The sequence below is a fragment of the Streptomyces sp. CA189 genome, assembly GCF_056428985.1.
The window spans coordinates 74,823-98,829 of the sequence record NZ_JBWJVM010000023.1 but is presented as its reverse complement, the minus strand read 5'-3'; the positions used below and the strand labels follow the sequence as shown (position 1 = coordinate 98,829).

The 24,007-nt window shown below is 71.6% G+C and carries 27 protein-coding genes; 13 read left to right on the top strand and 14 right to left on the bottom strand.

Translation table 11 applies throughout. The features are described from left to right. Window positions 1-266: 266 nt before the first annotated feature. Window positions 267-1,493, bottom strand: a complete 1,227-nt coding sequence (locus AC061S_RS19490; protein ID WP_478687224.1) for an aKG-HExxH-type peptide beta-hydroxylase — start codon at window positions 1,491-1,493, stop codon at window positions 267-269. Between the two features lie 144 nt (window positions 1,494-1,637). Here AC061S_RS19490 and AC061S_RS19485 point away from each other — a divergent pair, with 144 nt between their 5' ends. Further along, the gene (locus AC061S_RS19485) at window positions 1,638-1,823 is read left to right on the top strand and encodes a DUF6104 family protein (RefSeq protein ID WP_010061466.1); all 186 of its coding nucleotides are present in this window, start codon (window positions 1,638-1,640) and stop codon (window positions 1,821-1,823) included. 120 nt (window positions 1,824-1,943) lie between these two features. Here the strand turns inward: AC061S_RS19485 and sodN are convergent, their stop codons facing one another. Beyond that, on the bottom strand, window positions 1,944-2,339 hold the full coding sequence (gene sodN, locus AC061S_RS19480; protein ID WP_030709803.1) for a superoxide dismutase, Ni: 396 nt from the start codon (window positions 2,337-2,339) through the stop codon (window positions 1,944-1,946). Between the two features lie 193 nt (window positions 2,340-2,532). Between sodN and sodX the strand changes: the two genes are divergently transcribed. Beyond that, a complete protein-coding gene (gene sodX / locus AC061S_RS19475) occupies window positions 2,533-3,000 on the top strand; it encodes a nickel-type superoxide dismutase maturation protease (protein ID WP_478687223.1) in 468 nt (155 codons plus the stop codon). On the opposite strand, the gene AC061S_RS19470 is transcribed toward sodX, so the two are convergent. Then, entirely contained in the window at window positions 2,904-3,533 is a 630-nt protein-coding gene (locus AC061S_RS19470; RefSeq protein ID WP_385369336.1) for a CGNR zinc finger domain-containing protein, read from the bottom strand. The two genes, sodX and AC061S_RS19470, sit on opposite strands and share 97 nt — an antisense overlap. A 67-nt stretch (window positions 3,534-3,600) precedes the next feature. Here AC061S_RS19470 and AC061S_RS19465 point away from each other — a divergent pair, with 67 nt between their 5' ends. Next, window positions 3,601-4,389: a class I SAM-dependent methyltransferase gene (locus AC061S_RS19465; protein ID WP_478687222.1), complete on the top strand. Its 789-nt coding sequence runs from the start codon at window positions 3,601-3,603 to the stop codon at window positions 4,387-4,389. A gap of 85 nt (window positions 4,390-4,474) precedes the next feature. On the opposite strand, the gene AC061S_RS19460 is transcribed toward AC061S_RS19465, so the two are convergent. The 3 genes from AC061S_RS19460 to AC061S_RS19450 all read right to left on the bottom strand — a co-directional run bounded on the left by AC061S_RS19460 (window position 4,475) and on the right by AC061S_RS19450 (window position 7,207). Then, window positions 4,475-5,227, bottom strand: a complete 753-nt coding sequence (locus AC061S_RS19460) for an amino acid ABC transporter ATP-binding protein (RefSeq protein ID WP_478687232.1) — start codon at window positions 5,225-5,227, stop codon at window positions 4,475-4,477. Window positions 5,228-5,238: 11 nt separating this feature from the next. After that, window positions 5,239-6,189, bottom strand: a complete 951-nt coding sequence (locus AC061S_RS19455; RefSeq protein ID WP_478687221.1) for an amino acid ABC transporter permease — start codon at window positions 6,187-6,189, stop codon at window positions 5,239-5,241. A 70-nt stretch (window positions 6,190-6,259) separates the two neighbouring features. Continuing rightward, window positions 6,260-7,207: an ABC transporter substrate-binding protein gene (locus AC061S_RS19450; RefSeq protein WP_478687220.1), complete on the bottom strand. Its 948-nt coding sequence runs from the start codon at window positions 7,205-7,207 to the stop codon at window positions 6,260-6,262. A 524-nt stretch (window positions 7,208-7,731) separates the two neighbouring features. Here AC061S_RS19450 and AC061S_RS19445 point away from each other — a divergent pair. The 5 genes from AC061S_RS19445 to AC061S_RS19425 all read left to right on the top strand — a co-directional run bounded on the left by AC061S_RS19445 (window position 7,732) and on the right by AC061S_RS19425 (window position 12,299). After that, entirely contained in the window at window positions 7,732-8,934 is a 1,203-nt protein-coding gene (locus tag AC061S_RS19445) for an NAD(P)-dependent malic enzyme (protein ID WP_327304596.1), read from the top strand. Between the two features lie 407 nt (window positions 8,935-9,341). Beyond that, window positions 9,342-10,304 carry a zinc-binding dehydrogenase gene (locus AC061S_RS19440; protein ID WP_478687219.1) on the top strand — a complete coding sequence of 321 codons (963 nt, stop codon included), beginning with the start codon at window positions 9,342-9,344 and terminating at the stop codon, window positions 10,302-10,304. A gap of 73 nt (window positions 10,305-10,377) precedes the next feature. Then, on the top strand, window positions 10,378-10,587 hold the full coding sequence (locus tag AC061S_RS19435) for a helix-turn-helix domain-containing protein (protein ID WP_243336126.1): 210 nt from the start codon (window positions 10,378-10,380) through the stop codon (window positions 10,585-10,587). Further along, window positions 10,587-11,099 carry a Clp protease N-terminal domain-containing protein gene (locus tag AC061S_RS19430; RefSeq protein ID WP_478687218.1) on the top strand — a complete coding sequence of 171 codons (513 nt, stop codon included), beginning with the start codon at window positions 10,587-10,589 and terminating at the stop codon, window positions 11,097-11,099. The genes AC061S_RS19435 and AC061S_RS19430 overlap by 1 nt, the downstream gene beginning before the upstream one ends. Before the next feature lie 102 nt (window positions 11,100-11,201). Further along, the gene (locus AC061S_RS19425; protein WP_478687231.1) at window positions 11,202-12,299 is read left to right on the top strand and encodes an ALF repeat-containing protein; all 1,098 of its coding nucleotides are present in this window, start codon (window positions 11,202-11,204) and stop codon (window positions 12,297-12,299) included. 41 nt (window positions 12,300-12,340) lie between these two features. Here AC061S_RS19425 and AC061S_RS19420 read toward each other — a convergent pair whose 3' ends face one another. Further along, window positions 12,341-13,258 (bottom strand): PadR family transcriptional regulator, encoded by a 918-nt coding sequence (locus AC061S_RS19420; RefSeq protein WP_478687217.1) that lies wholly within the window; start codon window positions 13,256-13,258, stop codon window positions 12,341-12,343. 1 nt (window position 13,259) lies between these two features. Further along, the gene (locus AC061S_RS19415) at window positions 13,260-14,216 is read right to left on the bottom strand and encodes a DUF4097 family beta strand repeat-containing protein (RefSeq protein ID WP_478687216.1); all 957 of its coding nucleotides are present in this window, start codon (window positions 14,214-14,216) and stop codon (window positions 13,260-13,262) included. A gap of 146 nt (window positions 14,217-14,362) precedes the next feature. Here AC061S_RS19415 and AC061S_RS19410 point away from each other — a divergent pair, with 146 nt between their 5' ends. Continuing rightward, window positions 14,363-15,181, top strand: a complete 819-nt coding sequence (locus AC061S_RS19410) for a hypothetical protein (protein ID WP_478687230.1) — start codon at window positions 14,363-14,365, stop codon at window positions 15,179-15,181. A 20-nt stretch (window positions 15,182-15,201) separates the two neighbouring features. On the opposite strand, the gene AC061S_RS19405 is transcribed toward AC061S_RS19410, so the two are convergent. After that, window positions 15,202-16,146 (bottom strand): LysR family transcriptional regulator, encoded by a 945-nt coding sequence (locus AC061S_RS19405; RefSeq protein ID WP_478687215.1) that lies wholly within the window; start codon window positions 16,144-16,146, stop codon window positions 15,202-15,204. Between the two features lie 206 nt (window positions 16,147-16,352). Here AC061S_RS19405 and snpA point away from each other — a divergent pair, with 206 nt between their 5' ends. Further along, window positions 16,353-17,012, top strand: coding sequence for a snapalysin (gene snpA, locus AC061S_RS19400; protein WP_478687214.1), 660 nt, complete (start codon window positions 16,353-16,355; stop codon window positions 17,010-17,012). 28 nt (window positions 17,013-17,040) lie between these two features. On the opposite strand, the gene AC061S_RS19395 is transcribed toward snpA, so the two are convergent. From AC061S_RS19395 to AC061S_RS19375, 5 genes are all read right to left on the bottom strand, one after another. Continuing rightward, complete coding sequence (locus tag AC061S_RS19395; RefSeq protein WP_478687213.1) at window positions 17,041-17,244, bottom strand: hypothetical protein; 204 nt, start codon at window positions 17,242-17,244, stop codon at window positions 17,041-17,043. A 36-nt stretch (window positions 17,245-17,280) separates the two neighbouring features. Next, window positions 17,281-17,865 carry a dihydrofolate reductase family protein gene (locus AC061S_RS19390; RefSeq protein ID WP_478687212.1) on the bottom strand — a complete coding sequence of 195 codons (585 nt, stop codon included), beginning with the start codon at window positions 17,863-17,865 and terminating at the stop codon, window positions 17,281-17,283. Between the two features lie 96 nt (window positions 17,866-17,961). Beyond that, a complete protein-coding gene (locus AC061S_RS19385; RefSeq protein WP_478687211.1) occupies window positions 17,962-18,561 on the bottom strand; it encodes a GNAT family N-acetyltransferase in 600 nt (199 codons plus the stop codon). 138 nt (window positions 18,562-18,699) lie between these two features. After that, complete coding sequence (locus AC061S_RS19380; protein ID WP_478687210.1) at window positions 18,700-19,755, bottom strand: family 2 encapsulin nanocompartment cargo protein polyprenyl transferase; 1,056 nt, start codon at window positions 19,753-19,755, stop codon at window positions 18,700-18,702. Between the two features lie 66 nt (window positions 19,756-19,821). Then, window positions 19,822-21,228: a family 2B encapsulin nanocompartment shell protein gene (locus AC061S_RS19375; RefSeq protein WP_478687209.1), complete on the bottom strand. Its 1,407-nt coding sequence runs from the start codon at window positions 21,226-21,228 to the stop codon at window positions 19,822-19,824. A 235-nt stretch (window positions 21,229-21,463) separates the two neighbouring features. On the opposite strand from AC061S_RS19375, the gene AC061S_RS19370 reads away from it, so the two are divergent. The 3 genes from AC061S_RS19370 (at window position 21,464) to AC061S_RS19360 (ending at window position 23,965) form a co-directional block, all read left to right on the top strand. Continuing rightward, window positions 21,464-21,916: an RrF2 family transcriptional regulator gene (locus AC061S_RS19370; protein ID WP_478687208.1), complete on the top strand. Its 453-nt coding sequence runs from the start codon at window positions 21,464-21,466 to the stop codon at window positions 21,914-21,916. A 169-nt stretch (window positions 21,917-22,085) separates the two neighbouring features. Beyond that, window positions 22,086-23,282 (top strand): globin domain-containing protein, encoded by a 1,197-nt coding sequence (locus AC061S_RS19365; RefSeq protein ID WP_478687207.1) that lies wholly within the window; start codon window positions 22,086-22,088, stop codon window positions 23,280-23,282. Window positions 23,283-23,374: 92 nt separating this feature from the next. Next, a complete protein-coding gene (locus tag AC061S_RS19360) occupies window positions 23,375-23,965 on the top strand; it encodes an N-acetylmuramoyl-L-alanine amidase (RefSeq protein ID WP_478687206.1) in 591 nt (196 codons plus the stop codon). The last annotated feature ends 42 nt before the right edge of the window (window positions 23,966-24,007 follow it).

The window sequence follows — 24,007 nt, the reverse complement described above, 5'->3', positions numbered from 1 at the left end:
TGAGCTGGAAGTATCCAGCCCGCTCCGCAGAGAGCTTCCTGGGCCCCTGGGGGCTCCGCACCTCACGGATCCGGAAGTCCATCGCATCCCCTGAACTGGGGTGTTGCGACAACCACTAGAACCCAAGATTGGGGCCGGGCCTTCCGGCATGCTCGGCCAGACCCAGCCCGTCCGGCGTTTGAGGACCGGGGTCTGGGGCGGAGCCCCAGGGAACGGGCGAAGGGCGGGTAGGGGACCTCGCCCCGCGCAGCGGCAGCCCCGAAGCGTCAGCCGGTCGCGTACGGGGCCAGGTTCGGGTGAGCCGCACACCACTCCACCCGGTCCCGCTCCACCACGCCCCGGGCCACCGCATACCTCGACCCCGGCGCCGGCACCCCGTCCATCCCCCGCTCAGCGACAGCCATCGCGCCGACGAACACCCGCCCCGCGGCGGTGAGTTCCGGACAGGCGTCCAAGACGGGCAGCACCGCCGCCACCTGAGCCCGCACCCGCGCGTGCTGCGCCCACGCCCCCCTGGCCCCGTAGAGCGCCGCGCGCTGCCAGTAGCCCGCCAGCCCGAGATGCGCGTACGCACCCCGCAGGAGCCCCTCCAGCGGCCGTGGATCGGCCCGCCAGGGCGCCCAGTACCGCGCGGAGCGGTCGGCGGTGTGCAGCGGGACCGCCTCCGCGAGGGCCGCCAGCTTCCCGTGCTGCACCTCGTAGACGAGGGTCGCGGCCAGCGCGGGCGGCGGCTGCGCCCGCGCCAGGACGGAGCCCGCCGCCGCGGGCAGGGTCCCGCCGTAGGACCGGGCGCTGCCGGACAGCGGGACCACGCAGCGCAGCAGCCGCCCGGCCTCCTCCGCGCGGGCGGTGTCGTAGCGCCGCAGCAGGGTGAGGGCCCCGGACCACTGGGTGTCCCAGCGCTTGTGCCCCTTCGGGGTGAGCCGCCGGGCGGCGGGCACCGTCCCGCGGGCGCGGTACGGGTCCAGGTCGTCGAGGGCGGTCCGCCCGTCGGGCAGCGCGTGCAGGGCCAGCGCCTCCGGGTGTCCGGGGTCCCAGGAGCCCTCGGTCAGGGCGAGCGGGCCCGGCCGGTCCGGACGCAGCAGTCCGAGGGTGGGCAGGACGAGGCGTCCGTGCGCGGGCCGCAGCGTGATCTTGAAGCCGATCCCGGCGCGCAGCGCGGCGGCGGCGGCGAGTGCCCCGAGGTGTCCGAGGTCGGCGGGCGGCCCGTGCCGCGTGCGCAGCCGCCGCAGGGTCTCCTCGGCCCACACCCCGGTGGCCGGATAGTGCACCACGTCGTCCACCGCACGGGGGTCGCGGCGCCCGGCCTCCGCCAGCAGGGCCCAGCGCTCGGCCGCCTCCCCGGAGCGGGCTCCGGGCAGTTCCCCGAGCTCCCGCAGCAGCCGCAGCCGCCGGGCCCGCCGTACGCCGCACACCAGCGCGGTCCCCTCGGCGGACGGCTCGGTGGAACCGAGTGCCCGCAGCACGCCGTCGCTCGGCTCGGGGTGATCCATGCATACCTCCCGCCGCGGACCCTCCATCCCTGCCCTGGAGAGGGGCTCCGCGAACGGCGGAAAGCGGTCAGGTCCGGCCCGGCGGACCGGCGGATTATCCTGACGGGACACACCCGAACACCCGACCACCGCACGGAGCCCGACTTGTACTTCACCGATCGCGGCATCGAGGAGCTGGAGAAGCGGCGCGGCGAGGAGGAGGTCACCTTCGAGTGGCTCGCCGAGCAGCTGCGCACCTTCGTCGATCTGAACCCGGACTTCGAGGTCCCGGTGGAACGCCTCGCCACCTGGCTGGCCCGCCTGGACGACGAAGACGACGAGGACGAGTAGACGAGTGGGACGCTCCGCACGCGCCGCACCCACGGCATGACGAAGGGGCCCGACCGCACTGCGGTCGGGCCCCTTCGTCATCGTCCCGCGGGACAAGGCCGATCAGGCTGGAGAGCCTGATCAGGCGGCCTTGGTCTCCCAGAAGATGCGGTCGATCTCGGCGATGAGCTCCAGCGCCTTGGCGCCGGTCGCCGGGTCGTTCGACGCCTTGGCGGCCGAGAGGGCCTTCAGGGTGTCGTTGACCAGGGTGTGCAGCTGCGGGTACTTCTCAAAGTGCGGCGGCTTGAAGTAGTCGCTCCACAGCACGGAGACGTGGTGCTTCGCGAGCTCGGCGCGCTGCTCCTTGATGGTGATGGCGCGCGCGCGGAAGTCGGCGTCGTCGTTGGCCTGGTACTTCTCCTGCACGGCCTTGACGGACTCGGCCTCGATGCGGGCCTGGGCAGGGTCGTACACGCCGCACGGAAGATCGCAGTGGGCGGAGACCTTCGCCTTGGGGGCGAAGAGGCGGGAAAGCATGGAGTTTGTCCTCCTCGTGATCGTCTTCTCAAGGGGGAGATTACTCCGTGAGAAAGACGATTTCGCGGCCGCCCCCGTGGGGTTGGGACAAAAGTCCAGGGGCGTGCCCGGGCCGGTGACCGAATGTACGGAAGAGTGCGGCAGCATGCGGGGTGGCACGAAGAGTGGACGAGCGCGGTCAAGGAGGTCACGGATGGCGGGGAGCACGCGCTCGCGCGGCCGGACGCGGGAGTGGGAGTCGCCGTTGAAGCGGATCGGCACCGTGGAGGTGAGCGGCCCCTCGATGGCGCCGACGCTGGAGAACGGGGACCAGGTGCTGGTCCGCTACGGGGCCCCCGTGCGGCCGGGCAACGTGGTGGTGCTGCGCCACCCGTTCCAGCAGGACCTGCTGGTCGTCAAGCGGGCGGCGGAGCGGCGGCCTGGCGGCTGGTGGGTGCTGGGCGACAACCCGTACAACGAGACGGGCGACAGCACGGACTACGGGGCGGTCCCCGACGAGCTCGTGCTGGCGACCGCGGTGGTCCGCTTCCGGCCGCGCCCCCGGCCGGAACACGCGGGAGGGGATCAGCGCTCGCTGAGGGCGTGGCTCTCCTGGGCTTCCTCGGCGCTGCGTCCGCTGCGGGCGGACTCCTCGGCCTCCAGCCGCTTGCGGGCGCGGTAGGCGGCGACGTTGGCGCGCGTGGCGCACCGGTCGGAGCAGTAGCGCCGGGAGCGGTTGGTGGAGGTGTCGAGGTAGGCGTTGCGGCAGGGCGGGGCCTGGCAGAGCCCGAGCCGGTCCGGGCCGTGCTCGGTGAGGTGGAAGGCCAGCCCGAAGCAGGCGATCGCGGCGTATCCGGCGGAGGCGTTGGAGGGGTGGTCGGCCAGGTGGATGTGCCAGTTGGGGCCGCCGTGCTCACCGATCGTCTCGTGCCCGGACACCTGCGGGCTGACCGGGAACTCCATGAGCAGGGAGTTCAGCAGGTCGACGGCGAGGACGTGGTCGCCGCCGTCGGCGGCCTCGAAGACGGTGCGCAGCCGGCCGCGGACGTTGCGGAAGCGGGTGACGTCACCGTCCGTGACCCGGCGGGCCATCTGCACGCTGGCGCCGAAGAGGGCGCGGACGGCGTCCACGGAGGTCAGCGAGTCCTTGTTGCGGGCCGGCTCCTCGGTGTTGACCAGGCGCACGGCGTAGTCCGAGTAATGGGCCAGTTCCACTTGTAGTCCTTACGGCTGCGGATTAGTGTCTCTAGTAACGGCTGAGACATGTTCGAGGGTATTACGCATGGAGGCATTCGTGGCGGATACAGCACGCTCCGATACGGCGGCACCGTCCGACTGGCAGGCCTGGCAGGACAGCTGGGACCGGCAGCAGGAGTGGTACATGCCCGACCGCGAGGAGCGGTTCCGGGTGATGCTGGACATGGTGGAGGCCCTGGTCGGCACCGCCCCCCGGGTGCTCGATCTCGCGTGCGGTACGGGAAGTATCACGGACCGCGTCCTCAAGAGGTTCCCGCAATCCACCAGTACGGGAGTCGATCTCGACCCCGCGCTGTTGACGATCGCCCGGGGCCACTTCGCGGGCGACCCCCGCGTCACCTTCGTGACCGCCGACCTCAAGGACCCCGACTGGCGCGCGGCCCTCCCCCACGGCTCCTACGACGCGATCTTGACGGCCACCGCCCTGCACTGGCTGCCCAGCGAGGACCTCGCCGTCCTCTACGGGCAGCTCCCGCCCCTGCTGCGCACCGGCGGGGTGTTCATGAACGCCGACCACATGCCCGACCCCGCCACCCCGCGGATCAACGCCGCCGAGCGCGCCCACCGGCACGGCGGCATGGACCGGGCGAAGGCGGCCGGGGCACTGGACTGGCGCGAGTGGTGGGAGCTCGCGGCCGCCGACCCGGAGCTCTCCGAGCCGACGCGGGCCCGCTTCGAGATCTACGGCGAGCACGCCGACGGCGACACCCCGCCGGAGTCCTGGCACGCGGCCACGCTGCGCGGTGCCGGCTTCGCGGAGGCCCGTACGGTCTGGCGCTCGCCCTCCGACGGGCTGGTGCTGGCCCTGAAGTAGGCCCCGGCCCGCAGGCGCGGGCCGGGCACGCGTGAGGGGCGGCACGGATTCCCGTACCGCCCCTCACGCGTGGAACGCAGCCGCCCTAGAGGACCTTCGAGAGGAAGGCCTTGGTGCGGTCGTGCTGGGGGTTGCCGAGGACTTCGCGGGGGTGGCCGGATTCGACCACGACGCCGCCGTCCATGAAGACGAGGTTGTCGCCGACCTCGCGGGCGAAGCCCATCTCGTGGGTGACCACGATCATCGTCATGCCCGACTCGGCGAGGTCCCGCATGACGTCCAGGACGTCGCCGACGAGCTCGGGGTCGAGCGCGGAGGTCGGCTCGTCGAAGAGCATCAGCTTGGGTTCCATGGCCAGCGCGCGGGCGATGGCCACGCGCTGCTGCTGGCCGCCGGAGAGCTGGGTGGGATAGTTCCCGCCCTTGTCACCGAGGCCGACGCGGTCCAGGAGCTTGACGGCACGCGCCCGCGCGACCGCCTTCGACTCGCCCTTGACCATGACGGGGGCTTCCATGACGTTCTCTATGGCCGTCATGTGGGGGAACAGGTTGAAGCGCTGGAAGACCATGCCGATGTCCCGGCGCTGGGTCGCGACCTCGCTGTCCTTGAGCTCGTAGAGCTTGCCGGCCTTCTCCTTGTAGCCGACGAGCTGGCCGTCGACGGAGAGGCGGCCGGCGTTGATGCGCTCGAGGTGGTTGATGCAGCGCAGGAAGGTGGACTTCCCGGAGCCGGACGGGCCGACCAGGCAGAACACCTCGCGGGGGGCGACTTCGAGGTCGATGCCCCGCAGGATGTGGGCGGGGCCGTAGGACTTGTGGACGGCCTCGGCCTTGACCATCGGCTGGGCGGTCACTTCGCCACCTCCGTACGGCGGAACATGTTCAGGTTGGCCCGCAGCCGCTGGAACGGCGTGGGCGGCAGGGAACGCAGCGAACCGCGTGCGTAGCGGCGCTCCAGGTAGTACTGGCCGACGCTGAACACACTGGTCAGAGCCAGGTACCAGATGGAGGCGACGAACAGCATCTCCATGATGGCCCCGGCCGTGGACCCGATGTTCGACGAAGCCCTCAGCAGTTCCGTGTACTGGACCGCGGAGACCAGTGAGGAGGTCTTGAGCATGTTGATGAACTCGTTGCCCGACGGCGGGATGATCACACGCATCGCCTGCGGGAGCACCACCCTGCGCATCGTCTGCGTCTGGGTCATGCCCAGTGCGTGCGAGGCCTCGGCCTGGCCCTCGTCGACGGACTGGATGCCGGCCCGGACGATCTCCGCCATGTAGGCGCCCTCGTTTAGGCCCAGGCCCAGCAGGGCGACCATGAACGGGGTCATCAGCTCGACGGTCTCTTGCTTGTAGATCGGGCCGAGGTTCACGTACTGGAAGATCAGCGACAGGTTGAACCACACCAGCAGCTGCACGTAGACCGGGGTGCCGCGGAAGAACCAGATGTACAGCCAGGCGACGGTGTTGGTCACCGGGTTCTTCGAAAGCCGCATGACCGCGAAGATGATGCCCAGGACCAGGCCCAGTGCCATCGCGGACACGCTGATCACGATGGTGTTGCCCAGGCCGCTGAGGATCGAGGGGTCGAAGAGCTTGTCTCCGACCGTCCCCCAGATCACGTTGCCCTGCGAGAAGGCGTAAATCAGCCAGCCCAGCAGCACGACGACGACGACGCCGCTGATCCAGCGGCCGTAATGCCGCACCGGGATTGCCTTGATGGCCTCGTACGGGGTGCCCGAGGCGCCGGGCCCGGCCGGCGGGGTCGCCGCCGGACCCTTGTCGATCTTGTCAGTCACAATGACTGCCCTTCAGTGGAGCTAAGGAAACAGGGACCGGCGGGCACGGTCGCCCGCCGGTCCGCACGGGTCACTTGCCTGCGTTGACCGTCGCCGACTGCACGGCGCTGTCCTTGACGTTCCACTTCTCCAGGACCTTGGCGTAGGAGCCGTCCTTGATGATCGCGTCGAGGGCCTGCTTCAGGGCGTCGCGCAGCTGGGTGTTCTCCTTGCTGACGCCGATGCCGAAGAGGCCGACGTCGGCCTGCTGGCCCGCGACCTCGAAGTCGTTGCCGCCACCCGAGGTCTTCGCGGCGTACGCGGCGATCGGGTAGTCGTTCAGGTCGGCCACGGCGCCGCCGGCCTTGACGCGGGTCTGGGCCTCGGCGTCGGTGTCGAAGGCCTCGATGGTGAGCTTCTTGTCACCGCACTTCACGGCCTGCGCCTTGAAGGTGTCCTCGTACGTCGTGCCGCGCTGGACGGCGACCGTCTTGCCGCACAGGTCGTCCAGGGACTTGATGCCCTGCGGGTTGCCCTTCTTGACGAGGAGCGAGACGCCGGAGGAGAAGTAGTCGACGAAGTCGATCCCCTTGCCGATCTGCTTGCCGTCGTCGTCGAGGCCCTTCTGGCGCTTCTCGTTGTCCGTGATGGACGACATGATCGCGTCCTGGCGGCCGGTGTAGATCGAGGTGATCAGACCGTCGAAGCTGCCCGAGGTGAACTCGAACTTCACACCGAGCTGCTTGCCCATGGCCTCGGCGATGTCGGGGTCGACACCGACGATCTTGCCGCCCTCGGTGTACTCCATCGGCGCGTACGCCGCGTCCGTGCCGACCTTGATGACACCCGCGTCCTGGATCTTCTTCGGCAGGGCGGAGAAGAGCGGGGCGGCGTTGGACTTCGTGGCGTCCCCGGACCCCTTCTTCTCGGTCTGGTCTCCACAGCCGGTGAGGATCAGGGCGCCGGCGACCGCGATCGCGCCGACCGCGGCGATCCGGGACCGGGCGGCGGTCGTACGGCGGGTGGTGCTTGCGGTCATGAGCTGGTTCCTCCGGCAGTGGGGAAAAACGCATCCGAGAGTGGTCGGGCACGCACCATCGAGTGTCGCGACCTTGTGTGATTACGGCATCTTGCCATTCGGACTGAGACATTCAGGGTGCCCGTCAGGTCAAAATCGGATAACGGACACCCCCGAGTACCCAACAGCCCTGCGGGCAAGGGCCCTCAGGACCGGATTAAACGCTGTGACCAGGCGCTTTCGCCGTTGATTTTGCGGTGCGTCTCGCCTATCGGACGCCAAGGTTTGGACTTTTCGCCAAAACCGGGGCAAGCAACCTATGGTCCAAGGGGAATCGACTCGTCTGGGTGAGTGTTCTTGGGGTAGAACAGATCCTTACACCCCTCATCCGGGGCTCAGGGCGCGCGTGCGGCGCGCCCGCGCGTACGAACCTCCCCTTCGCCGAGACGGGCCAACCGTCGACGCGCAGACGGACGCGGTGCCCGCCCACCCCTTAACCAGGAGTGGCCACCCTCAACGATTCAAAGACTTAAGGGGTTAAGACAGTGGCAGCGGAGATCGTCAATCCTCGCAGCGACAGCGTGACGGACAACAACCCGGATGCGGTGTTCGCGCTGCACCGGGGCGGCAAGATGGCCATCGTGGCCACCGTGCCGGTCCACAACAAGGACGACCTGTCCCTGGCGTACACGCCCGGCGTTGCGAAGGTCTGCAGCGCCATTGCCGAGCAGCCCGAGCTCGTGAACGAGTACACCTGGAAGTCCAACGTGGTCGCCGTCGTCACCGACGGTACGGCCGTGCTCGGACTCGGTGACATCGGGCCCGAGGCCTCCCTCCCCGTGATGGAGGGCAAGGCCATTCTCTTCAAGCAGTTCGGTGGTGTCGACGCGGTTCCGATCGCGCTCGCCACCAAGGACACGGACGAGATCATCGAGACCGTGATCCGCCTCGCGCCGTCCTTCGGCGGGGTGAACCTGGAGGACATCTCGGCGCCCCGCTGCTTCGAGATCGAGCGCCGCCTCCAGGAGGCGCTGGACATCCCGATCTTCCACGACGACCAGCACGGCACGGCCATCGTGACGCTGGCCGCCATGCGCAACGCCGCGAAGCTCACCGGTCGCACCCTCGCCGACCTGCGCGCCGTGATCTCGGGTGCGGGTGCCGCGGGCATCGCGATCGCCAAGATCCTCGTGGACGCGGGCATCGGCGACGTCTGCGTCACCGACCGCAAGGGCGTCGTCTCCGCCGACCGCTCCGACCTGACGGACGTCAAGGCGGAGATCGCGGGCCTGACGAACAAGACCGGCCAGACCGGTTCCCTGGAGAGCGCCCTCGCCGGCGCGGACGTCTTCATCGGCGTCTCCGGCGGTACGGTCCCCGAGGCCGCGGTGGCGACGATGGCGAAGGACTGCTTCGTCTTCGCCATGGCCAACCCGAACCCGGAGGTCCACCCCGACGTCGCGCACAAGTACGCGGCGGTCGTGGCCACGGGCCGCTCGGACTTCCCGAACCAGATCAACAACGTGCTGGCGTTCCCCGGCATCTTCGCGGGCGCGCTGAAGGTCCGCGCGACCCGGATCACCGAGGGCATGAAGATCGCCGCCGCCGACGCCATCGCCGGCGTCGTGGGTGACGAGCTCGCCGCCGACTACGTGATCCCCTCGCCGTTCGACGCCCGCGTCGCCGAGGCCGTCACGGCCGCGGTCGCCGCGGCGGCCAAGGCCGACGGCGTGGCCCGCCTGGCGTAAGCGCTGCGCCGGCTGTAACGAGGAGGGGCCCGGCCGAATGATTCGGCCGGGCCCCTCCTTGTCCTCCCGGACCCGGCTGCGCTCGAACCCCTGGGGCTCCGCCCCAGACCCCGCGCCTCAAACGCCGGCGAGGCTGGATTTGGCTGACACCGTCCGCCTACCGGGCGGGATTGCCCGCAGGGCAATTCCAGCCCCGCCGGCGTCTGAGGTGACCCTTCCAGCCCCGCCGGCGTTTGAGGCGCGGGTCCGGGCTGAGCCCGGGGAACGGTGGAACCGGGGGTCCCCCCGGACGGAGTCTGGGGGAGGGTAGGGGACGGCCCCCGCAGGGCTCGGTCCGTACGGCAGGCCACCCACCGTGCCGGGGCCAGCCCTGGATCCCCGGGCTACCGAACGGTAGCCTCGCGGCCATGTTCGCTGCCTACGCTGCCCGAATCGACCGTGACCAGCCGCTGAGCGGCCTTGAGCTGGGCGATCTCCCCGCCCCGCAGGCCCGCCCCGGCTGGGTGACCGTGAACGTCAAGGCCGCCTCCCTCAACCACCACGACCTGTGGTCGCTGCGCGGGGTCGGCCTCGGGGAGGAGAAGCTCCCCATGATCCTCGGCTGCGACGCCGCCGGGATCGACCAGGACGGCAACGAGGTCGTCCTGCACTCCGTCATCGGCCAGACCGGCCACGGGGTCGGCCCCGACGAGCCCCGCTCGATCCTGACCGAGCGCTACCAGGGCACCTTCGCCGAGCAGGTCACCGTCCCCGCCTGGAACGTCCTGCGCAAGCCCGCCGAGCTCTCCTTCGAGGAGGCCGCCTGCCTGCCCACCGCATGGCTCACCGCGTACCGGATGCTGTTCACGAACGCCGGCGTCCGCCCCGGCGACTCGGTCCTGGTCCAGGGTGCCGGCGGCGGGGTCGCCACCGCCGCCATCGTGCTCGGCAAGGCGGCCGGCCTGCGGGTCTTCGCGACCAGCCGGGACGAGGCCAAGCGCAAGCGCGCGGTCGAGCTGGGCGCCGTGGAGGCCTACGAGCCCGGCGCGCGGCTCCCCCGGCGGGTGGACGCCGTCATCGAGACGGTCGGCGCCGCCACCTGGTCGCACTCGGTCAAGTCGCTGCGCCCCGGCGGCACCCTGGTCATCTCGGGCGCCACGAGCGGGGACCGGCCGGCGCACGCCGAGCTGACCCGGATCTTCTTCCTGGAGCTCAAGGTGGTCGGCTCGACGATGGGCTCGAAGGACGAGCTGGAAGACCTGCTGTCCTTCTGCGCGGCGACCGGGGTGCGGCCCGTGATCGACGAGACGCTGCCCCTGGACCGGGCGCGCGAGGGCTTCGAGAAGCTGGAGTCGGGCGATGTGTTCGGGAAGGTCGTCCTGACCGTGTAGCCGCAGCCGCAGCCGCGCCCGCCCCCGTCAATGCGGGTTGACACCTCCCGTGCGTCAACCTACATTGACACCCATGACGGAAGCTACCGATCTGGCCGAGCGCGCCGGTGACCGTGACCCGCGCGTGGGCCTGCGTGCCGTGGCCGCCCTCCGGCGACTGCTGGAGCAGCTGGAGGCCGTACAGGTACGCGGGGCCCGCGCACAGGGCTGGTCCTGGCAGGAGATCGCGGCCGAGCTGGGCGTCAGCCGGCAGGCCGTCCACAAGAAGCACGGGAGGCTCTGATGTTCGAACGCTTCACCCAGGACGCCCGCTCCACCGTGACGGGCGCGGTCACCGAAGCCGAGCGGACCGGGGCGCAGCGGGTCGGCGAGGAGCACCTGCTGCTCGCCCTCCTCGCACTGGGCGCCCTCGACCCGCTGGGAGTCGACCGGGCCGCGATCTCCGCCGACCTGGCGGCGGCCCGCCGCCGGGGCGGCATGTCCAAGGCGGACGAGGAAGCCCTCGCGGGCCTCGGCATCGACCTCACGGAGATCGTCTCCCGCATCGAGGAGACCCACGGCGAGGGCGCCCTGTCGGACCCGGCCCCCCGGAGCCGCTCCGGCCGCACCCGCTTCACCCCCGGCGCCAAGAAGGTCCTGGAGCAGTCCCTGCGCATCGCCCTGGGCCGCAAGGACCGCCACATCTCCACCCTCCACCTGCTCCTCTCCCTCCTCTCCCGCCCCGGCACTCCCGCCGAGGTCCTCACGGACCACGGGGTCACCTACGCGGGGGCCGAGGCGGCCCTGGCGGACTGAGAAGCGGTCACACTCCCCCACGTTCTTCGATGCGCCGTACAACCATCTGCGCGGCCGGCGGGTCTAGTACTGCGGAAGAACGTTTACCAGGGGGTTTTGTCTGTGAAGTTGTCCCGGATCGCCGCAACGATCACCGCTGTCGCTCTGGCTCCGGCCGTCCTCCTCGCGTCCCCGGCCTTCGCCGCGGGCCAGGAGTCCGACGCGCCCGCCGGCCCGACGGCTCCGACCGCACCGGACCAGCCCGCGCCCGACCAGCCCGCGTCGGTCCAGCCGCCGGCCGAGCAGCCTCCGGTGGTTCAGCCCCCGGCCGAGCAGCCGGACGAGAGCCAGGCCGAGCAGGACCGCAAGGCGATCCTCGCGATCATCGCCGACCCGATGGCCAGCAAGCACATGAAGGAAGCGGGCCTCAAGGCCATCGCCGACGGCCCTGCGGCCATGCGCAAGTTCGTCGAGACCGACCAGCACTCGATCCGCCTCGACGACTACCGGATCCTGATCCTCCGCCTCCTGAACGGGGCCGGACCCGGCCTGAAGGAAGGCATCAACGCGGTCCTCGACAGCGACGGTTCGAACCTGGCGAAGCTGCGCCACTTCTACGAGGTCACTCAGCACGAGCTGCGCGACGACGACAACAAGGTCGACATCGCCAGGCTGATCAACGGCGCCGGCCCCGGCCTGAAGGAAGGCGCCATGAAGGCGCTCCAGGGCACTCCCGCCGACCGCGTCGAGTTCCTGAAGACGGGCCAGCACCACCTGCGCGACCAGGACAACCGGGTCAAGATCGCACAGATCATCGACGGCGGGGGCCCGGAACTGATCAAGGCAGGCATCGCAGCGCTCCAGGGCACTCCCGCCGAGCGCGTCGAGTTCCTGAAGACGGGCCAGCACGAGGCGCGCGCCAAGGACAAGAAGGCCCAGGAGGACAAGGAGAAGGAGAAGGAGGGGCAGAAGGAGGAGGGGAAGCAGCCGGCCCCGACCACCCCCAGCCCCACCCCCACCCCCGGCGCGGGCTCCGGCTCCTCCGGCACCGGGACCAGCGGCGGCAACACCGCCACCACCCCCCAGGGCGGCAGCGGTCCCCTCGCCGCCACCGGCGCCGGTGACTCCGGTTGGATCGCGGGCGGTGCGGGCACCGCGCTCGTCGCCGGCGCGGGCCTCCTGCTTGCCGCGCGGATGCGGCGCGCCGCCTCCGCCGGCTGAGCCGAGCCGATCCGAACTGAGTCGAGTCGAGCTCGGTCGGCCTAGCCCTGCGGGCCGAGGGCCGTGGCGATGCGGGCGGCGGCCTCGGCCAGGTGGGTACGGGCCTGCGCGAGCTGGTCGTCGCTGATCCCCCGGTCGCGGGCCGCGTCGCGGATGTCGTCGCGGAAGCGGTCCAGCAGCCGGTCCAGGTCGCGGGCCGGGTCCCCCGTCGTCGGCACGTCCCGCGCCCAGTCGGTGTCGGGAGCGGGTGCCGGGGCGGCCGACGAAGCGGAGGACGCGGTGGGGGACGCGGTGGAGGCCGTCATCGAGCCGGATCCGCCGAGCCAGGCTCCCGCCAGGCTGCCCAGGACCCCGCCCGACTTCGCGAACTGCTCCTGGAGCTGGCCCGCGATGCGCTGGACCTCCTCGCGGGCCCGCTCCTGCGCCTCCTTGGCCTGCCTGCGGGCCTGCTGGGCCTCCTCGCGGGCCCGGCGGCTCTCGTCCTTCGCCCGGCGCGCCTGTTCCTTCCACTCGGCCTTGGCCTTGCGGAGCTCCTCCTTGGCGGCCTTCCAGGACTCGTCCTCCACCTGCGTGGCGGACGCACTGGCCGCGGCCCGCATCTCGCGCCGCAGATCGCCCGCCGCACCGCTCACGTCGGCGCGGATCTCGGCGGCCAGCTCGGAGACCGAGTCGCGGATCTCCAGTTCCAGGTCGGCCAGTTCGCCGCCGCGGTCGGCCAGTTCGGCGCGGCCCGCGTCGGTGATCGAGTACACCTTGCGCCCGCCTTCGGTCGCGTGCGTGACCAGGCCCTCGGTCTCCAGCTTGGCCAGGCGCGGGTACACCGTGCCCGCGGAGGGCGCGTACAGCCCCTGGAAACGCTCCTCCAGCAGCCGGATCACCTCGTACCCGTGGCGCGGGGCCTCGTCCAGCAGCTTGAGGAGGTAGAGGCGGAGGCGGCCGTGGGCGAAGACGGGCGGCATGTCAGAGCACCTTCTTGTCGAGCGCGAGCGGGGCCGGCCCGGTCGGTTCAGTCGGGGAGGCCTCGGCCGGGCGGCGCAGCAGCGCGATGGAACCGGAGACGGTGGTGGCGCGCAGGGTGCCGGTGCCGGCGCCCAGCGTGCCGGTGATCCTCTTGGCGCCCAGCTGGCCGGAGACCCGCAGGTCCTCGAAGGCGTTGGAGACGCCGCCGGTGGCGGTGTTCGCCTCGACCCGGGCGTCGGCCGGGTGCGGGAGGCGGATGGCGACCTGCCCGGAGACGGAGTTGAGGGAGATGTCGACCGGCCGGGGCGCGGGCCGGTCGTCGAGGGCCAGGTCGATCAGCATGTCGCCGCTGACCGAGTCGGCCCGTACGTTGCCCGCGGCGCCGTCGACGACCGTCAGGCCGCCGGACACGGAGTGGAATCCGAGCTCGCCGGTCACGGACTGGGCCTCGACCCCGCCGGAGACCGTGTGCGCCTTGACCCGGCCGGACAGGCCGACGAGCGTGGTGTCGCCGGAGACCCCGTGGATGTCGGTGCCGCCGTCGATGCCGGAGACGAAGACGGTGGCGCTGACGGTGGCCAGCTGCACCCGGGTGGCGGCCGGGACCGTGAGGGTCACGGTCGCGCTGCGCTCCCAGGCCTTGCGGCCGGAGTCGGATGCGGACCAGGCCTTCCAGGGCTTGCTCTCGAACCACTGCTTGAGCCCCTGGGAACCGTTCCAGGGGAGGTCCTCGTAGGAGACGGTGAGGGTTCCGCCCTCCTGCACCACGTACAGGGGCGGCCCGTCGACCTCGGACACCTCCAGGCGGGCCGGACCCTCGTCGGCGACGACGTTGACCGTGCCGCCGGCCACCCGGACGCGGACCTCGGTCACCGGCTCCTCGAAGGCGAGCTTCTGCGGTTCGGCGACCGACCATACCTTCGGCGGACTCTGCGGCTTCTGCGCTGCCTCTGCCATGGTGCTGACCCTCCTCGGCGTACGTGCACGCAACATATCGCGTCTTCTGACTAACACGATATATCGCGGTTGCGGGAAGTCAAGCGCGTCGGGATGATCCGAAATCCCCACTTTGGGCCGGTTTGGCTTAGCGTGTGGGCATGTCGATCTCCCAGACCACGGCGGGCGGACTCCTGCTCTGCCGCGCCGAGCCCCTCGCCGCCCGCCCCGCCGCGCACATCCTGCGCGAGCGCCTGCTGTTGGCCCCCGCCGGAGAGTGGAGCGTGCTGGTGCCCGAGGCCAAGCCCTGGCTCGGCGGCACGGAGTCCGTGGCCGAAGTCCTGGCGGGCTGGGGCGCGGCGGTCGCGCTGAGCTCCAACTGGCCGGTGCTGAGCCTGTGGTGGGAAGAGGGCCGGACCGGCTTCGTGCTGTCCTCCGGGTTCCGCCGGTCCGCGGCCTACGCATGGGACGCGGCGGGCCGTCCGCACGGCGAGCCGGACGCCCCGAACGCAGACGCCATGCGGACGCTGGCGGCCCGGCTCGGACTGGACCCGGTACTGGACCTGGAGGAGCTGGAGCGCCTCACCCGCCCCGACGCGGCGGCGGACGGCGAGTCCCGGCTGCTCGGCGTCATCGCGCTGCTGTCCCGCGCGGGGCTGGCGCTGCCGGCGGGCCTGAACCCGGGCGAACCGGCCGACCGGCTGCGGGAGGCCGCCCGGGTCGCGCCGGCGGCGGAGCGGGTGGAGTGGGCGGGCTGGCGCGACACGGTGCGGGCGGAGCTCGCGGTGGTCGAGGACAGCCCCCTGGGCCCGTGGCTCCGGGGCCCCAAGGCCCGCCTGGCGGGCGCGGCCCAACTGGCCGCCGGAGCCCCCCTCATGATGTGGGCGGCCCGCCGCCGAAGCCCGGGCTGGCTCGCCGCGGGCACCGTCCTGGTGACCCACGGCGCGGCCGCCCTGGCCTACGACCGGGCCCGCCGCCGGGCCTAGCGGGCCACACCCTCCGCCCCCTACGACGCCAGCAGCGGGCTCGCGTTGCGGCGCAGCCAGGCGCGGTAGGGCGGAGTCCCCAGCGCCGCTTCGCGGTAGGCCGCGCGGAGGTCCTCGTACACCCCCTCGGACATCTGCGCGTGCACCCCGGGGCGGGTCGCCAGGAGCAGGCGTACGGCGAGCGGATCGCCCGAGAGCGGCCGGATCGCCATGTCCTCGCGCGGTCCCGAGGTGGGCTGGCAGGGGGCGACGGCCTCGCCGGAGACGATCAGCGAGGCGGCCGTGTGGTAGTCGGCGTGCAGCAGCGGCGGGTCGAGGCCGGCGCCCGCGAGGACCCGGCGCAGGCCGTCCCACTCGCCGTCCACCGACGGGTCCACGGTCCACCGGTCGGCGGCGAGGTCCCGCAGCTCCACCACGGACCGCGCCGCCGCGGGATGGTCCCGGGACATGGACACGAACTGCGGCTCCCGCTCCATCAGCACCCGTAACTCCAGCCCGGCGGGCACCCGCAGCGGGCTGCCCTCCACCTCGTGCACGAACGCCACGTCGAGCCGGCCCGCGGCCGTCATCCGCAGCAGCGCGTTGGCGGACACGTCGACCACCAGGTCGGTCTCCGTGTCGGGCAGCCGCCGGTGCAGCCTCCGCAGCCAGCCGGGCAGGGCGCGGCTGGCGGTCGAGCCGATCCGCAGCCGGGGCCCCTGGGACAGCGCCCGCGCCTCCGCGACGAGGGCGGCCATCTCGGCCAGGAGCGGCCGCGCCCGCCCGAGTACGCTGCGCCCGAAGGGAGTCGGCCGGCATCCGGTGCGTTCGCGCAGGAACAGCTCCCCGTCCAGGGCGCGTTCGATGCGCCGCAGCTGGGTCGTGAGCGAGGGCTGGCTCACACCGAGTTGCCGGGCGGCCTTGTGCAGGCTGCCGGCGTCGGCGATGGCGCACAGGGCGCGCAGGTGCCTGACCTCAAGCTCCATGCCCCGAGAGTAGGCCGGGGCGAGCCGACCGCACCAGTAACCGGTATCCCCTCGAATCCCGCCATTCTCTTGGGAGTCGGGCTTCCGAAATCCCCCCGATAACCCCGCGCTATCGGGGTCTGACATCATCCGCCGACCGCTCCCGCTCCCGCAGACTCCGGTTGCGAACGACCCCCCACCGCACCGGATGAGCAGGAGTCCCCCACATGCGCCACTCCCGCAAGACCACCCTGTCCGCCGTCGGCCTCGGCATCGCCGCCGTCCTCGGCGCCGTCGTCCCGGGCGCGACCGCCACGGCCTCCGCCGGCGCCGGCAGCCCGAGCACGTACGCCGCGTACGAGCAGTCGAAGGAGAACCAGGCCGCCAACCGCGCCTTCTTCGAGGCCGTGCAGCGCTCGGTCGCCGAGCAGCGCGCCGCGTCCCCGGGCCTTGCGGCCGTCACCGTCACCTACAACACCCGCAACGCGCCGAGCTTCCGCACCCAGATAGCCCGCTCGACGCAGATCTGGAACAGCTCGGTGGTCAACGTCCGGCTGCAGGAGGTGTCCTCGGGCGGGAACTTCTCGTACTACGAGGGCAACGACTCGCGCGGTTCCTACGCGAGCACGGACGGCCACGGCCGGGGCTACATCTTCCTCGACTACCGGCAGAACCAGCAGTACAACTCCACCCGCGTGACCTCGCACGAGACCGGCCACGTGCTCGGACTGCCGGACCACTACTCGGGCCCGTGCAGCGAGCTGATGTCCGGCGGCGGCCCCGGCACCTCCTGCCAGAACGCCACCCCGAACTCCGCCGAGCGCTCGCGCGTCAACCAGCTCTGGGCGAACGGCCTCGTCGCGTCCGGCCTGGACGCGAAGGGCTGATCCCGGCCAGGGCCGATCCCCGCCAGGGCTAGCCCTCCGGGGCCGCGTGCCGCGAGCACTCCGGGTTCCGACAGGGGCCCGGAGTCCACTCCGGGACGAAGATCCCCAGGGATTTGCGCCGTCCGACCATCGTGTCGACGGGGCTCCCGCAGGCCGGGCACGACTGCTGGTCGCGTCCGGCCTGCGGGGCGACCGTCCCGTGCGTCTGCTGTTCCCGCTTTTCACCGGCCATACCTCCACGGTAGGCCGGTTTCGCCGCTTCGGCGGGTCAGCGCTTGACCGAGTACGAGGTGACGACCTGGCCGCCGCCGAGGGCCTTGAACCCGGTCAGCTCCAGGGGGCGCGCCCCGAATCCGGCGCGTGACATCGGCATGCCGGTGCCGACGAAGACCGGATAGGTCTTCACGACGAACTCGTCGATCTCGTCGATCAGCTGGCCCGCGAGGTCCGCGCCGCCGCACAGCCAGATGCCGAGCCCGTCCCGCGCCTTCAGCGCCCGGACCTCGGCCACCAGGTCCCCGCCGATCAGCCGCACCGCCGGGTCGAGCGAGGCCGTGAGCGAGCGCGAGGCCACGTACTGCTCGCGCATGTGCCCGTACGGGCTGGTCAGGCCCTGCTTGAGGCCGGGCTCGTACGTACCGCGCCCCATGAGCACCGCGTCGAAGTGCCGGGGTTCGGCGTCCTCGATCCCGAGCTGGGCGCGCCCCGGGGTGGAGATGGTCTCCGGGTACTCGGCCTTGAGGTGATCGATGAACTCTTGGTCGAGGTGGCCGTAGATGAAGTCGGCGTCGCCGTCCGGGGCTCCGATGAAGCCGTCGACCGAGGTGGCGATGAAGTACGTGAGCTTGCGCAAGCGATTCTCTTCCGTCCGACAGTGCACCCCCATCGAGGCACGTCGATCAAAGTACTTCAGGCGGAGTGGTATCGCAAGGGGCCGATGAGGGATCGGCTACTGCGGCTTGCGCCACATCGGCCACATCAGCGGGCCGTCCGGCAGCCGCACCGCCTCGCCTGTGAACTCCCAGCCCAGCCGCTCGTACAGCCCCTTGCTGCGCTCGCTGCTCGCCTCCAGGTAGGCCGGCACGCCCTCGCGGTCGCAGCGCTCCAGCACCGGGCGGATCAGCTCCGTGCCCAGCCCCTCGCCCTGTCGCCCCGGGGCGACCGCGATCATCAGCAGGTACTCGTGCTCCTCCGCCACGGGGTGCACCGCGCCCGTGAGCCGGCCCACCAGCTCGCACCGCTCGTTGTCGGGGTCGGCCACGGCCCGCATCTTCGCCGGGATCTCGTCCTCGACGTGCTCGCCCTCCGGGTCGGCCGCCGGGATCCGCAGCCACAGCGCCGCCGCGGAACCGTTCACCGCGTAGTCGATCCGGCCCTCGGCCAGCGCCACGTCCACGAAGACGCCCAGGAACTTCCCGTGCACCGCGGCCCGGTGCTCCGGGTCCGGGAACACCCAGCTGCTCACCGGATCGGTGCGGAACGCCTCGTCGAGCAGCCGCGCCACGGCGTCCCGGTCCGACTGACCGGCTTGACGTATCTCCAGCCCCATAGGTCACACCCTTCACTTCACTCACGCGTCAACAACCGTGAGTGATCCTAGAGTTGCCCCACCGACGCAGAAAGGCCCGTTCCGGCACCGTGCGGTGCCGGAACAGGCCTCCGGGGTTCCCCCTCGCCCCCTACGCGGTCACTTCGTACGCCGTGTCACGAACTCCGCGAGCGCCAGTAGTCCGCCCGCCGCCCCGAGGTCCGGGACGGCCCGCGACAGCTGCTGCACCGCCCGCCCCATCCGGTCGGCGGCATGGGCCTGCGCCCAGTCCCGCCCGCCGGCCCGCTCCACCGCGGCGGCCGCCCGGCCCACGTCGTCCCCGGTCATGGGACCCGCGTACAGCGCGGCCAGCTCCTCCCCCGCCGCGGTGCCCGAGGTGAGGGCGGCCACGACCGGGAGGGACTTCTTGCGGGCCAGCAGATCGGCCCCGGCGGGTTTTCCGGTGTGGCCGGGGTCCCCCCAGATGCCGATCAGATCGTCGATGAGCTGGAACGCCAGCCCGGCCTCCCGGCCGAAGGCGTCCATGGCGTCGACCTCGTCCGGGCCGGCCCCCGCGTACAGCGCGCCGAGCGCGCACGCGCAGCCCAGCAGGGCCCCGGTCTTGGCCGTCGCCATGGTCAGGCACTCGTCGAGCGAGACGCTGCGGCGCTGCTCGAAGGCGCAGTCCGCCTGCTGGCCCGCGCACAGCTCGACGATGCAGGCCGCGAGCCGGGCCGAGGCCGCCGCCGAGGCCGGGTGCGGGTCCTCGGCGAGCAGCCGCAGCGCGAGCGCCATCATGGCGTCGCCCGTGATGATCGCGTCCGGTGTCCCGAAGACCGTCCAGGCCGTCGGCCGGCCGCGCCTGCGCGCGTCCTTGTCGATGACGTCGTCGTGCAGCAGCGTGAAGTTGTGGGCCAGCTCCACGGCCACCGCCGCCCGTACGGCGTCCCCGGCGTCCCCGGCCGCGCGGTCCCCGCGCAGGGCCTGCGCGGCGGCGAGCACCAGGGCGGGCCGGATGGCCTTGCCGGTACTGCCCGCCGCCGGGGTGCCGTCCTCGTGCTCCCAGCCGAAGTGGTACATCGCCACGCGGCGCATCGAGCCGGGCAGGCTCTCCACGGTCCGGCGCAGCTCCGGGTTGACCGTTTCTCTCGTCCGCTCCAGCAGGACGGCGGCTTCCTGCCCCTCGCTGGTGGTGATCGCCTCAGTGGTCGACATGGCGTGTGCGCTCCGTCCCGTCCTGTCCCGTCCTGGCTCTTCCCCGTCGCTCCGGTGCCGGGCGGCTCAGCTCCAGCGGGCGATCTCGACGTTCTCCAGGACGCCGAGCGCGTCCGGCACCAGCACCGCGGCGGAGAAGTAGGTCGTCACCAGGTAGGAGATGATCGCCTGCTCGCTGATCCCCATGAACCGCACCGAGGTGCTCGGCTCGATCTCGTCCGGGATGCCGGGCTGGTGCAGGCCGATCACGCCCGACTCGTCCTCGCCGGTGCGCATGCAGAGGATGGAGGTCGTACGGGCGTCGCTGATCGGGATCTTGTTGGACGGGAACATCGGGACCCCGCGCCAGGACGGCACCCGGTGCCCGCCGATCTCGACCGACTCCGGGTACAGCCCGCGCTTGTTGCACTCGCGCCCGAAGGCGGCGATGGCCTTCGGGTGGGCCAGGAAGAACTTGGAGCCGCGCCGCATGCTGAGCAGCTGGTCCATGTCGTCGGGGCTGGGCGCGCCGTCGTGGGACTGGATGCGCTGGTCGTAGTCGGCGTTGTGCAGGAGGCCGAAGTCGCGGTTGTTGAGCATCTCGTGCTCCTGGCGCTCGCGCAGCGCCTCGACCGTGAGCCGCAACTGCTGCTCGGTCTGGTTCATGGGCTGGTTGTAGAGGTCGGCGACGCGGGTGTGGACGCGCAGAACCGTTTGCGCGATGGAGAGTTCGTACTCGCGCGGCCGGGCCTCGTAGTCCACGAAGGTGCCCGGCAGCACGGCCTCGCCCGCGTGGCCGGCGGAGAGGTCGATCGCGGCCTCGCCGTACTTGTTGGTGCGCTGCTCCGGCAGGGCCCGTACGGAGTCCACGTGCGCCCGCAGCGAGTCGACCCGGTCGGCGAGGATCTGGAAGTCCTGGCGGGAGAGGACCAGCACGGTGCCGGCGGTGGCGGCGCGGGCGGTGTACTCCCAGATGGCCTCCTCGTCGACGAGGGCGTCCTCGCCGAAGAAGGCGCCGTCGGCGACGGTCTGCAGGACGGCGTCGTCACCGTAGGGGCCGGGGCCGATCTGGTCGATGCGCCCGTGGGCGAGCAGGTACACCTTGTCGGCGGGGCTGCCGAAGGAGGTGAGCTCCTGGCCCGGCTCGAAGTCGATCTGCTGGCAGCGCGCGGCGAGTTCGGCCAGCACGTCGGGGTCGTCGTAGTCGCGCAGCACCGGGAGCTCCCCCAGCTCCGCCGGAATCACCTGCACCTGCGTGCCGGTCTTGACGAACTCCACGATGCCGTTGCCGACGGAGTAGCTCAGCCGCCGGTTGACCCGGTACGTGCCGCCCTGGACGGACACCCAGGGGAGCATCTTCAGGAGCCACCGCGAGGTGATCTCCTGCATCTGCGGCGCGGACTTGGTCGTGGTTGCCAAGTTCCGCGCGGCCGCTGTTCCCAGACTGCGCTGCGGTGCCTGGGCCTCGGATTCGGAACCTGCCTGGACCGACATGAATTTCCCCTTCGATCACTCCATGAATCTGCGGGAGGAGCCTTTCAGCACGGACCGTGGTGGGACCATTACACAAAAGGGTGGGACTACTCCGTTCGAGGCTGGGCACTCTCTTGAGTTCAACTCCTGCCCCACGAGGAACTCGGACCCCACCTGTTTCAGCCATCCCGCGCGATGACCGCCGCTCCCGCCGTTTAAATTTGCACGCCGGATGCAAGTTTTCTACGCTGGACCCATGCGGCTGACCCGATTCACCGACCTGGCCCTGCGCGTCCTGATGCGCCTGGCCGTCGCCGACGCGGACCTCCCCACCACGCGCGACGTGGCGGCGACCATGGAGGTTCCGTACACCCACACGGCCAAAGTGGTCGCCAAGCTGCAGCATCTCGGTCTGGTCGAAGCCCGTCGCGGACGCGGCGGCGGCCTCACCCTGACCCCCGCCGGCCGCGCCGCCTCGGTGGGCGGGGTGGTCCGCGAACTGGAGGGCGCCGGCGACGTCGTGGACTGCGACGGCACCGTCCCGTGCCCGCTGCGCAGCGCCTGCGTCCTGCGCGGGGCGCTGCGCCGGGCCCAGGAGGCCTTCTTCGCCTCCCTGGACCCGTTGACGGTGAACGACCTGGTCGCGGCCCCGACCGGTCCGCTCCTGCTGGGCATTTCGGGCGGATCGCCGGGGGCCGGAAGGCCCTGAGGGCGAGGGCCGGATGGCCGGTTCACACCGGCACCCGGCCCGCATAGCCTGAGACTCACGGACCCTTCGAACGCAAGTCCGTATCGCAACGTACGTCCGTCACCCTTGCCATTAAATATGCATCTCACATTCCACTTCTGCACCCCACCCCGACCCCCAGGAGTCACCGATGCTTTCCGAGAAGTCCACCGCGACCGTACGAGCCACCCTGCCCGCCGTGGGCGCGGCGATCGGCGACATCACGGAGCTCTTCTACGGAAAGCTCTTCGCGGCCCACCCCGAACTGATCCGCGACCTCTTCAACCGCGGCAACCAGAACGCGGGCCTCCAGAAGCAGGCCCTCGCCGGCTCCATCGCCGCCTTCGCGACCCACCTCGTCGAGCACCCCGACGCCCGCCCCGACGTGATGCTGAACCGCATCGCCCACAAGCACGCCTCCCTCGGCGTCACCCGCGAGCAGTACCCGATCGTCCACAAGCACCTCTTCGAGGCGATCGTGGAGATCCTCGGCGAGGCCGTCACTCCCGAGGTCGCCGAGGCCTGGGACGAGGTCTACTGGCTCATGGCGAACGCCCTCATCACCATCGAGGAGCGCCTCTACGCCGAGCAGCAGGTCCTCGCCGGCGACGTCTGGCGCACCTGGACGGTCGCCGCCCGCGTCGAGGAGACCGCGGACTGCACCACCTTCCACCTCACCCCGGCCGACGACTCCCCGGCGCCCGGGTTCAAGCCGGGCCAGTACGTCTCCGTCCAGGTCGAACTCCCCGACGGCGCCCGCCAGATCCGCCAGTACAGCCTCTCCAGCGCCCCCGGCTCCCCGGTCCGCTCGATCACCGTCAAGCGGGTCCACGGCCCGGCCGCCGACGGCCCCGACGGAGAGGTCTCCAACCACCTGCACGCCGAGATCCGCACCGGCGACACCCTGCGCGTCTCGACCCCCTACGGCGACCTGGTCCTCCAGGACTCCGCCTCGCCGGTGATCCTCGCCTCGGCCGGCATCGGCTGCACCCCGATGCTCTCGATGCTGGAGCACCTGGCCGAGACCGCGCACCCGGCCCCCGTCACCGTCCTGCACGCCGACCGCTCCCCCGCCGACCACGCCCTGCGCACCGGCCACCGGGCCCTGACCGACGAGCTCGCCGACGCCACGGCGCACTTCTGGTACGAGTCCGACGCCGAGCCGGGCGACCACGAGGGCCGCCTCGACCTCACCGGCGTCCAGGTCGCCCCGGGCACGAAGGCCTACCTCTGCGGCCCCCTCCCCTTCATGCGGGCGGCGCGCGAGCAGCTCATCGCCAAGGGCGTGGCGCCCGCGGACATCAACTACGAGGTCTTCGGCCCCGACCTGTGGCTCGCCTCCGCGTGAGCCGTGCGCCGGGTGCGCGCCCTTGCGACGGAATGGCCGCCTCCACTAAACGTTGAGTAACCAGCCAGCTACTCACAGCCAAGGAGGCGGTCATGTCCGCACCCCTGTCCGCGGACCGGTTCCTCGACACCCTGCGGGCCGAAGGCCTGACGGTCGTCGAAGTCGGCGCCTGGCGCACCCGCAACCGCAACCACAAGGGCCCCTGGGGCCCCGTGCACGGGGTGATGCTCCACCACACCGTCACGCACGGCGCCGCGAACACCGTCCGGCTCTGCCGCGACGGCCACGCGGACCTCCCCGGCCCGCTCTGCCACGGAGTGATCACCAAAGACGGCCGGGTCCACCTGGTCGGCCACGGCCGCGCCAACCACGCCGGCGCGGGCGACTCCGACGTCCTGGCGGCGGTGATCGCGGAGAAGCGCCTCCCGCCCGACCAGCACGCCGACACCGACGGCAACCGCCACTTCTACGGCTTCGAGTGCGAGAACCTCGGCGACGGCGAGGACCCCTGGCCGGCCCCCCAACTCGACGCGATGGCCCGCGCGTCGGCCGCCCTGTGCCGCGCCCACGGCTGGTCCGCCCGCTCGGTCATCGGCCACCTGGAATGGCGCCCCGGCAAGATCGACCCGAAGGGCTTCACGATGGCCTCGATGCGCACCCGCGTCGAGGAGCGCCTGAAGTAGACCCCGACCGACCAGCCGACCGGTGCCGGCGCCGCCGCCTTC

Coding starts and splice junctions, on each gene's coding strand:
- sodX (WP_478687223.1), top strand. CDS start 2,533: ATGGCGGGGAGCACGCGCTCGCGCGGCCGGACGCGGGAGTGGGAGTCG.
- AC061S_RS19380 (WP_478687210.1), bottom strand. CDS start 19,755: ATGTCGACCACTGAGGCGATCACCACCAGCGAGGGGCAGGAAGCCGCC.
- snpA (WP_478687214.1), top strand. CDS start 16,353: ATGCGCCACTCCCGCAAGACCACCCTGTCCGCCGTCGGCCTCGGCATC.
- sodN (WP_030709803.1), bottom strand. CDS start 2,339: ATGCTTTCCCGCCTCTTCGCCCCCAAGGCGAAGGTCTCCGCCCACTGC.
- AC061S_RS19370 (WP_478687208.1), top strand. CDS start 21,464: ATGCGGCTGACCCGATTCACCGACCTGGCCCTGCGCGTCCTGATGCGC.
- AC061S_RS19450 (WP_478687220.1), bottom strand. CDS start 7,207: ATGACCGCAAGCACCACCCGCCGTACGACCGCCGCCCGGTCCCGGATC.
- AC061S_RS19415 (WP_478687216.1), bottom strand. CDS start 14,216: ATGGCAGAGGCAGCGCAGAAGCCGCAGAGTCCGCCGAAGGTATGGTCG.
- AC061S_RS19385 (WP_478687211.1), bottom strand. CDS start 18,561: ATGGGGCTGGAGATACGTCAAGCCGGTCAGTCGGACCGGGACGCCGTG.
- AC061S_RS19360 (WP_478687206.1), top strand. CDS start 23,375: ATGTCCGCACCCCTGTCCGCGGACCGGTTCCTCGACACCCTGCGGGCC.
- AC061S_RS19465 (WP_478687222.1), top strand. CDS start 3,601: ATGGAGGCATTCGTGGCGGATACAGCACGCTCCGATACGGCGGCACCG.
- AC061S_RS19395 (WP_478687213.1), bottom strand. CDS start 17,244: ATGGCCGGTGAAAAGCGGGAACAGCAGACGCACGGGACGGTCGCCCCG.
- AC061S_RS19375 (WP_478687209.1), bottom strand. CDS start 21,228: ATGTCGGTCCAGGCAGGTTCCGAATCCGAGGCCCAGGCACCGCAGCGC.
- AC061S_RS19490 (WP_478687224.1), bottom strand. CDS start 1,493: ATGGATCACCCCGAGCCGAGCGACGGCGTGCTGCGGGCACTCGGTTCC.
- AC061S_RS19430 (WP_478687218.1), top strand. CDS start 10,587: ATGTTCGAACGCTTCACCCAGGACGCCCGCTCCACCGTGACGGGCGCG.
- AC061S_RS19440 (WP_478687219.1), top strand. CDS start 9,342: ATGTTCGCTGCCTACGCTGCCCGAATCGACCGTGACCAGCCGCTGAGC.
- AC061S_RS19420 (WP_478687217.1), bottom strand. CDS start 13,258: ATGCCGCCCGTCTTCGCCCACGGCCGCCTCCGCCTCTACCTCCTCAAG.
- AC061S_RS19405 (WP_478687215.1), bottom strand. CDS start 16,146: ATGGAGCTTGAGGTCAGGCACCTGCGCGCCCTGTGCGCCATCGCCGAC.
- AC061S_RS19435 (WP_243336126.1), top strand. CDS start 10,378: ATGACGGAAGCTACCGATCTGGCCGAGCGCGCCGGTGACCGTGACCCG.
- AC061S_RS19365 (WP_478687207.1), top strand. CDS start 22,086: ATGCTTTCCGAGAAGTCCACCGCGACCGTACGAGCCACCCTGCCCGCC.
- AC061S_RS19460 (WP_478687232.1), bottom strand. CDS start 5,227: ATGGTCAAGGCCGAGGCCGTCCACAAGTCCTACGGCCCCGCCCACATC.